A 7,488-nucleotide genomic window follows, 5' to 3' on the forward strand; every position below is an offset into this window, starting at 1 on the left:
TGAAAGAAATACAGCTAAACCATCACTTTGATGTTCCCAGAAAAGACTATCTTGCTGAAATTTTTTTATTGGTGAAAGAAAATCTTTTAACTCGTTTTCTCGAAACCCTTGGTCAATAAGATGCTTCTCAGCAATAGATAAGAGGTTTTTAAATCGGATCGGGTTTTGTTGGGTATCACCACTTTTTTCCATGGGAGCATAAAGAGAGACACATATCCCCTCCTGCTTTTTGAGAAGGTTTTGAATATCTTCTCTCGTAATGATATTCATACCCATTCCCTCCTATTAAAAAATTTTCAAATATTGCGGGAGAAACCATTTACTTAATTACACAGCTTAGGTTATTTTAGAATATATAAAAATTGTAGTTACCATTATTTTATCACGAGTTGTGAAATCGGTAATTCAATGAAGGGGGCAATATAAATGACTGGCTATGAAAGGATCATGGCAGCTTTGGATGGGAAAAAAACTGATATTCTTCCTTATATTGATGGGTTTGACTGTCATGAAGCTCGCTTAGCTTTTTTCGGTCCACAAGTTATGTCTGGAACATGGAATGAAATCGCCTTGTTGGAAGCCGAACTTTTCCATTCCGATTGGGTAATTGTACCCGTACCTCTCAACATTCCAGGTGGACCAGGAATATTTTGTGATGTTTTAACTGAGGACCAAACTCATTTATTAGTAAAAACCTTTTTTGGAGGAATTTGGTATTGGCGTAAAAAGCCCTATTATGCAAAAGCATTTTATAATCCAGTAAAAGATATCGAAGACCTGGAAAAAATACCTGAACCCAATTGGGAGGAACTAAGGAAGCGTGTAAAATCGATTAAAGAGCCAATAAAAAGGTTAAAAGATCGAGGGTATTTTGTAACTATGGAAGGGAAGGGTTCTTTTGAAGCAGCTTGGATGCTCTTTCGAGGTTTAGAGAATACCTGGATGGATATCGCTTCAGAACCAGAACTGGTTAAAAAAATGTCGAGACGAGCGGTAGATGCAGTCATTAAGTTGGCATTAATGGTGGTTGATGAGTGTGAGGTTGATGGACTTTGGATAACCAACGATATGGGAACCCAGACTGCAGCATATTTTAGCCCAAAAAGTTATCAAGAACTGTTTAAAGAAAACGACAGGAGAATTGTTCAGGCTTTACATTCAAGAGGGAAAAAGGTTATGTTTCACTCTCATGGAAATGTTATGTCACTTTTTGAAGACTTTGTTGAAGCTGGTTTTGATTCCATCGATCCCCTCGATGCTTATGATGGAATGGATTTTAGATCCATAAAGGAAAAGTATGGTAAAAAGGTTACCCTCAAGGGTGGTATTAGTTGTACGATTGGACAAATGAAAAAAGAGGATTTATTGAAGCACATTCAAGATATAGTAACTATTGGTGGAGAGGAAAGGTTTATCCTTTCAGGAGCTGGAGGCGTCCCTCCGGAAATGAGTCTGGAAAATTTTAATGCTTATCGTGATTTTATTTATCGAGCAAGAAGAGGCGATTATAAAAAAACCTAATAAATAGAAATATAAAAGAGTTAATTATTAAATTTCTTTGTTATAATGAATTCCATACTATTGAAAGGAGGTATGTTGGAAAGCACTCTGTAATGATTAAAACCCTTAGGTTCGCTCAATGAGGGTAAAGAATGATAAGGATTTTTAAAGGAGGAAAACAGGAATGAAAAGAATCATAGTTCTAAGCTTAATTGTTGTTAGTGTCTTGTTAATTGCTATTGTACCAACATTTGCAGCCGAGAAACGTTTTGATGGTGTAACATTAAAAGTCTTTGCCAACTCCCACGATCCCATGTTAAAAGCAGTAAAATGGTCAGTTCCAGTAGTGAAGGAGAAATTCGGGATTGACATTTTAATGGACGAAGCCCCTTATGGAACTCAATTTGATAAAGCCATGTCGGCATTTGTAGCCCACACTGGTCAATATGATGTCATTGTTGGTGCCCATCAATGGACAGGAGCTTGGGCAGATGGTGGTTATGTGATCCCACTGGATGATTTTATAAAGAATGATCCAGAATTTGATCCATCAATCTACGTAGAAAAAGCTTATCAAATTAATTCCGAGTGGAAAGGGAAACAATATGCCCTTCCTTTCAACATGGAAGGTCGTTTAATGTTCTACCGAAAAGACATTTTTGAGAAAGAAGGATTTAAAGTACCGACCAATCGGGAGGAATGGCTCAACATAGTTCAATCGATTAATAATAACCCAGAATACAAAGAAAAAGGAATCTGGGGAGCCGTTTACATGTATGCAACTGAACAGGGTATATCTTATCCTTTTGAGACCTATTTCCAAATGTTTGATTGGAATAGTATAAAAACTGAAAATGGTTTTTGGGATGAAAATTTCCAAATCTGTATCGATAAACCAAAAATGGTCGAAGCCTTCCAATACTGGCAAGATCGTTTAAAAGATATGCCTCCTGGAGTGGAAAGTTACAATCTCCCCGAAGCTTACCAATTCTATATCGATGGAAAAGCAGCCATGACCGAGGTCTGGCCGCTTACCCTTTATGGTATGCTTCTTGATCCGGCTAATGCAGATTTAAGAGCAAAAACCGGTACAGCTGATATAGCCATCGGTTATCCAATGTCAGGTGGATGGGGAATATTCATTTGTGCAGACTCGAAAATCCAGGAAGCTGCTTGGGAATATATTAAATTCATGACCACTGCCGAGAATGACCTCTTTTTCTTCAAGGAATTTGGTAAAGGACCAAGCGCAAAAGCAACTTATACCGATGATTCTTTAAAGGAAACCTACGGCGATTGGCTCAAAGGTCAGTCGGAAGCAATATCTAAAGCGGTTTCTTATGGAAAAATTGCTACTATGTCGGAACTCTATGGCGGAAATTTTGCAGTAATTACCAACCAGATTATGACCGGCAAGTTGCCAGCTGAAGAAGGTGTCGATAAACTGATTGAAGAACTAAAAGGTATTCTTGAAAGAGCTGGTTATCCTCAGAAATAAACCTAATTCTCCAATAAAAAAAATAGTTATGGGGAGAATAGTTGAAATTTCTCTCCATAACTATTGATTAGGGGACTGCTTATGATTGAAAAAAGGTTAAAATATTATTTGATATTACCCGCTTTTATAATTTTCCTGAGTTTAGCGATTTACCCTTTATTTTTTGCTTTGAGAGGAAGTTTTTATATATGGCGCTATGGAATGCCTGCTCAATTCGTGGGTTTAAAAAATTATATCGATCTTTTTAAATCGAGTTTTGCTTGGAATGCCTTACAAAATACCATTATATATGTTATTCTTGCTGTTTTTTTAGAGTTGATAATTGGTTTAGTATTAGCCGTTCTTATGAATCGAGAGCTTGGTTTTTTCCGTCCGGTCGTTCGAACTGCACTCACGATACCAATGTTTGTGTCACCAATAGTGGTAGGTATTATCTGGAGGATGATTTACAATCCCCATTATGGTCTATTCAACTGGCTTTTGGGTACTCAGGGTTTTGCTCCGACCGGAAATGAGTATGCTCTCTTTTTTGTTGTATTAGCTGATGTCTGGCAATGGACGCCCTTTATGTATGTTATTATTTTAGCTGCACTCCAAAGCATACCACCCGAAATTTTAGAAGCAGGTGAAATCGATGGAACAACCGGGTGGCAAAAATTCATTCATATTACCCTTCCCTCTATTTCTTATGCTATTATAATTGCCCTTACCTTGCGTTTTATGGATGCTACCAAAGCGTTAGATCTTATTTACACTTTAACTTATGGAGGTCCAGGTGGTGGAACCGAAACCATTGGATTCCTCATTTTCCGCACAGCTTTCAACGATTTAAATATTGGATCTGCAACATCATTTGCATTAATTTTTACCATCGTTATGGGAATTCTTATTACCAGGTTCCTGGGATGGTTGAATAGGAGGTTCGAAATTGTTTAAGCCTCGTAAAAAATCAAAAAAACAAATGGTTAACACTGCAATTATCTTAATTATTGCCGTTTTTACCATTTTATACCTCCTACCTATTTATTGGATGGGTATCACCTCTTTTCGGCCGGAGGCAAAATCAATGTCTTGGCCTCCCAATTTTTCTCCCACAGGTTTAGTGATGGATAATTATCGAGTTGTCTTTGAGCAAAAATCGATTTTTTGGTATATCAGAAACAGTTTAATCGCATCAATTACGTCGGTGATTATTTCACTGATTATTGGATGTGTAACGGCATTTTCTTTTGCCTTTATGCGGTGGAAGGCAAAAACCAAAACCTCTTTGCTGATCTGGATCATCAGCCTGCGAATCATGCCACCAATAGCTGCCGCCATACCTCTCTTTTTAATATTTGCCAGGCTTCGAATGATTGATACCTTTCCGGCTCTCATCCTCGCCTATACTTTTTTTAATCTCTCCTTTGTGATTTGGTTGGTTTATGGGTTCTTTAAAGAGCTACCACGGGAGATCGTCGAAGCAGGGTTGATTGATGGATGCAGCTATACCAAATTGTTTACTCGAGTGGTTATACCTCTTACTATCCCAGGGATAATGACAGTTACTTTGTTGACTTTTATTGCGTCCTGGAATGAGTTTTTGTTTGCTGTTAAGCTCACTGCTTTTAATACTCGAACCATTCCGGTTCTCATATCTGGTTTTATGATTGACCGGGGCTTGCTCTGGGGACAGGTTAGTGCAGTTGGGTTGGTTTCGATTATTCCGGTTATCATAGTCGCTCTCTTTATTCAGAGATATATTGTTTCCGGACTGACCTTCGGTGCGATTAAGTAATTTTTTAAGAAGGTTCTCATAAATTAAAAATTCTAAACACTAGGTTTGATCTCCTTATCATATTTATAGCACTTTTAATTGTTCAAGGTGGTGAAAGGACTATTTTAAAATAATAGGAATAAATGTTTATAATCTTGGGACTTGGGGAGATTTTGAATGAATTCAAAAGAAAGAATTTATGCACTTTTAAATGGACAAGCCATCGATAGAATTCCGGTAACTCCAATATTAATGGCATTTGCCGCTCGATTCATTGGAAAGACCTATCTCGAGTATTATCTCAATTATCAAGTTTTAGTTGACAGCTACCTTGCCTGTCAAAAAGAATTTAATTTCGATATGGTGATGGCCATTTCTGATCCGTTTCGTGAAACTGAAGGGTATGGCGCGGTTTTTAGCTACCCCGATAACGGTATCCCGGTAATGAAAGAACCACTCTTAAAAACCTTGGAGGATAGAGAAATCAATTCTCTTCCGGTTTTGGATCCTCATCAAGCTTCAAGAATGAAAGATCGATTATTAGCCGTTAATGCTTTTCATCAAATAATTTCAAAGGATATTCCAATTCTTGGCTGGGTGGAGGGGCCGTTTGCCGAAGCGGCTGATTTGCGAGGAGTCCAAAATTTAATGATGGATATCATTGACCAACCAGAACAAGTAGAATCCTTGCTAAAAATTGTGCTTGAAACAGAAAAAAAATTCGCTGAGGAGCAGATTAAAGCCGGAGCTGATATTATTGGGGTTGGTGATGCAGCTGCTTCGTTGCTTTCACCGAGTCTCTATAAAAAATACGTTTTACCTTTTGAACAAGAACTATTTAACTCTATTCACCAGTTAGGTGCCAAGGTGAAACTCCATATATGCGGAAATACTTCAGGACTTTTGCCTTACATGGCACAAACCGGAGCAGATATCATTGATTTGGATTTTATGGTAAGTTTAAAAGAAGCCAGGCATTATTTTGGTTCTCAAGTTTGTATATGTGGAAACGTCGATCCAATAAGCGTCATGTTAGAAGGTACTCCTGAGGATGTCCGACAAGCGAGCCTTCGCTGTATTGAAGATGCTGGTATGCCTTTTATACTAAGTGCTGGATGTGAAATTCCAGTTGCAACTCCACCGGAAAATCTGCTGGCCCTATGTCAAGCAGTATTGTGAAAGAAAAATAATTTATCTTTATCGTATCTATTAATTTGTTTAAGTCATGTAAAATAAACGCTGGAGCATCTACCTCAGGAAGATATATCTGGCATAGAAGAGGCTCCAGCCGTTTTATACCAATTATTAAATCAATAAATGAGCCACTGGCCGTTCACTTTTTTCAGAAGAAGCGATTCATCATCGACCAGAAAGGTGTTCTCAAAACAAACCCATTGGTTAAAAGGAGAGACTCCAGAACCTCCCTGAGCTGGTGCTGAAACAGCATAATCGGCTATCGGTATGGGGTAGGGAATCCAATAGATATTTTCACAAAATCCACATACTTGACGACTTTCTAATTTTACGTTTGCCCAATCGCCGTCAACCTTAATCTGTCCGGTATTTACTCCAAAGATGGGTATACTACATGTTTGACCGGTATATTCCGGTTGGGTAGTGAGAATGTTTACAATAATCTGGTATTTGAGTTCAAAATTTTGATCACTTGGGCCCCCAGGAACCAGACAGGATTTAGCTAGGTCATGATCTTGAACCAAAAGAGCATTCCCATATCGCTCAATGAGAGCTTCAATTTCTACCCGTTCATAATCTGGAACGGAAGGAACGCAGCCATTGGCAACAAAGATGAAAATTAAAATAGTAAGAATTATTAGAACTCTTTTCATTTTTCTCCTCCTGAAAAATCATTCTTCTTTTTATTAATACGATTAATTATTGTTTTCGTTATCAACATCCCTAGATAACTTAAAAGATTACATTTTCATACATTTTTAATGCATCCATGATGGTAAAATTGATATCCTTTAAACTTTCGCCATCTAACAGAAGCGAGGAAAAAATTTAAAAATTTTAGTTGTTCCTTCTTACTTGATAGGAAAAGGTTAGAATGAGAATGAAAGTGGGACGAAGGAAAACCTTTTTAAAGAAGGATAAAAAAGAATTTACTCTCATTTTCTCCAATAACCAGGGCTAACCTTATTAGACCTGGTTATTGGAGTTTATCGCTTCGATTTGTAAAATCTCGATAATTCTTCCCCACATATGGAAACCAGCTAAATCATCTCGATATTTAGCTGTAAAAGCGACTTGAAGTCCATCTTGTTGAAATTCATCGGGAAGATTGATTGGGTCATAATTCTCCTGATTATCACCGATAATTCCATAAAACCCACCTTCAAGGTCAATATAAGTAACCGTTCCATTGGTGGAAAATTGATTCGGTGAACTTCCCGGCACACATCCAGCAAAAAGAAATGAAACAACCAGAATACTTATTAAAGCAAAAAACGAAATACTTCTTTTAATCAACAACGACAGCCTCCTTTATCATATTGTCTCTTATATATACTTTGTTGAAAAGGTAAAGTTTCAAAAAAGCCTGCCGAATAAGCAATCCAATTTTAAAAGCAACAGTTGATTTGCCTGGGTAATATGATAAAATAGTCTGCGCAGAGTTTAAGAAAACCATTTATGGTGAGTGTAGCTCAATCGGTCAGAGCACTGGACTGTGGCTCCAGGGGTTGGGGGTTCGAGTCCCCTCACTCACCCCAAA

At 37.7% G+C, this 7,488-nt stretch carries 7 protein-coding genes, 1 tRNA gene and 1 pseudogene; 6 read left to right on the top strand and 3 right to left on the bottom strand.

Annotated elements, in window-relative coordinates; genetic code table 11:
- A pseudogene (locus tag PLK24_RS06165) lies at positions 1–270 on the bottom strand (hypothetical protein); the annotation flags it as partial.
- Between the two features lie 156 nt (positions 271–426).
- Between PLK24_RS06165 and PLK24_RS06170 the strand changes: the two are divergent.
- The 5 genes from PLK24_RS06170 (at position 427) to PLK24_RS06190 (ending at position 5,933) form a co-directional block, all read left to right on the top strand.
- Positions 427–1,521 carry a uroporphyrinogen decarboxylase family protein gene (locus tag PLK24_RS06170; RefSeq protein WP_324477332.1) on the top strand — a complete coding sequence of 365 codons (1,095 nt, stop codon included), beginning with the start codon at positions 427–429 and terminating at the stop codon, positions 1,519–1,521.
- 163 nt (positions 1,522–1,684) lie between these two features.
- Entirely contained in the window at positions 1,685–2,998 is a 1,314-nt protein-coding gene (locus PLK24_RS06175) for an ABC transporter substrate-binding protein (RefSeq protein WP_324477334.1), read from the top strand.
- A gap of 201 nt (positions 2,999–3,199) precedes the next feature.
- A complete protein-coding gene (locus PLK24_RS06180; protein WP_324477336.1) occupies positions 3,200–3,934 on the top strand; it encodes a carbohydrate ABC transporter permease in 735 nt (244 codons plus the stop codon).
- Entirely contained in the window at positions 3,927–4,775 is an 849-nt protein-coding gene (locus tag PLK24_RS06185) for a carbohydrate ABC transporter permease (RefSeq protein ID WP_324477338.1), read from the top strand. The genes PLK24_RS06180 and PLK24_RS06185 overlap by 8 nt, the downstream gene beginning before the upstream one ends.
- 156 nt (positions 4,776–4,931) lie before the next feature.
- Entirely contained in the window at positions 4,932–5,933 is a 1,002-nt protein-coding gene (locus tag PLK24_RS06190) for a uroporphyrinogen decarboxylase family protein (RefSeq protein WP_324477340.1), read from the top strand.
- Between the two features lie 131 nt (positions 5,934–6,064).
- Here PLK24_RS06190 and PLK24_RS06195 read toward each other — a convergent pair whose 3' ends face one another.
- Positions 6,065–6,601 carry a hypothetical protein gene (locus PLK24_RS06195; protein ID WP_324477342.1) on the bottom strand — a complete coding sequence of 179 codons (537 nt, stop codon included), beginning with the start codon at positions 6,599–6,601 and terminating at the stop codon, positions 6,065–6,067.
- 313 nt (positions 6,602–6,914) lie between these two features.
- Positions 6,915–7,247, bottom strand: a complete 333-nt coding sequence (locus PLK24_RS06200; protein WP_324477344.1) for a hypothetical protein — start codon at positions 7,245–7,247, stop codon at positions 6,915–6,917.
- Positions 7,248–7,409: 162 nt separating this feature from the next.
- Here PLK24_RS06200 and PLK24_RS06205 point away from each other — a divergent pair.
- A tRNA-His gene (locus tag PLK24_RS06205) sits at positions 7,410–7,486 on the top strand.
- Positions 7,487–7,488: the final 2 nt, after the last annotated feature.

The sequence above is a fragment of the Atribacter sp. genome, assembly GCF_035418125.1.
Lineage (GTDB): Bacteria > Atribacterota > Atribacteria > Atribacterales > Atribacteraceae > Atribacter > Atribacter allofermentans.